Source organism: Sphingopyxis flava, from assembly GCF_900168005.1.
Lineage (GTDB): Bacteria > Pseudomonadota > Alphaproteobacteria > Sphingomonadales > Sphingomonadaceae > Sphingopyxis > Sphingopyxis flava.
Window position 1 is genome coordinate 1 of the sequence record NZ_FUYP01000101.1, and the last position, 1,300, is coordinate 1,300.

Consider the following 1,300-nt stretch of genomic DNA (forward strand, 5'->3'; position numbering starts at 1 on the left):
GGGCCTGTCAGAAGTTTTGTGCGTGAGGCCATAAGATGGAATGGAAAGGACCCATCATATGGCAATCGACAAGGAAGTTTTGGATCAGTTGCTGGCGGGGCGTGATCCGCAGGAGTTATTTGCCAAGGACGGCTTGATCGACGAGTTGAAGAAGGCGTTGTCGGAACGGATGCTGGCAGCGGAGCTTGACGATCATCTGGAATCCGAGATGGCGACGGGTGGAGGAAATCGGCGCAACGGCACGTCGCAGAAGACGATGCTGACCGGTTCGTCGAGAGTGACGCTGGATATTCCGCGGGACCGATCGGGGACCTTCGATCCGAAGCTGATCGCCAAATACCAGCGGCGCTTCCCGGACTTCGACGACAAGATCATCTCGATGTACGCGCGCGGCATGACGGTGCGCGAGATCCGCGGGCACCTCGAGGAGCTTTACGGCATCGACGTGTCGCCGGACCTGATCTCGACGGTGACGGATGCTGTTCTGGAAACGGTCGCCGAATGGCAAGGTCGGCCGCTCGATGCCTGCTATCCGCTGGTGTTCTTCGACGCGATCCGGGTCAAAATCCGCGATGAAGGCTTCGTTCGCAACAAAGCCGTTTACATCGCGCTTGGCATATTGCCCGACGGCACCAAGGACATCCTGGGCATCTGGATCGAGCAGACCGAAGGTGCAAAGTTCTGGCTGCGCGTGATGAACGAGCTCAAGAACCGTGGCCTCGCCGATATGCTGATCGCGGTTGTCGATGGTCTGAAAGGCTTCCCGGACGCCATCAATGCCGTGTTCCCCGAAACGGTGGTCCAAACGTGCATCGTGCATCTGATCAGAAACAGCATGAGCTTCGCATCGTGGAAGGACCGCAAATCGATCGCGAGCGCGCTGCGCAGCGTCTATCGCGCCGAGAACGCCGAGGCTGGCCTGACTGCCCTGGAGGCCTTCGAGGCGGGGCATTGGGGCCAGAAATATCCGGCGATCGCGCAAAGTTGGCGGCGCCATTGGGATCAGGTCATCCCATTTTTTGCGTTTAGTGAGGCCATCCGCAGGATCATATACACAACGAACGCTATCGAGGCTTTGAACTCGAAGCTGCGGCGTGCGGTTCGCACCCGCGGACACTTCCCCGGTGACGACGCCGCGATGAAGCTGCTATACCTCGTCCTCAATCATGCGGCGCAGGAGTGGAAACGACCGCCGCGCGAATGGACCGAAGCAAAAACCCAGTTCGCCGTGATCTTCGGCGAAAGGTTCGTCATCTAATGACGATAAGCGGCCTCGCGCACAAAACTCCTGACAGGCCCG

The 1,300-nt window shown here is 58.9% G+C and carries 1 protein-coding gene; it reads left to right on the forward strand.

The annotated features are described in order from the left end of the window. Nucleotides 1–58: 58 nt before the first annotated feature. Nucleotides 59–1,258 carry an IS256 family transposase gene (locus B5X69_RS20680; protein ID WP_079640341.1) on the forward strand — a complete coding sequence of 400 codons (1,200 nt, stop codon included), beginning with the start codon at nt 59–61 and terminating at the stop codon, nt 1,256–1,258. The last annotated feature ends 42 nt before the right edge of the window (nt 1,259–1,300 follow it).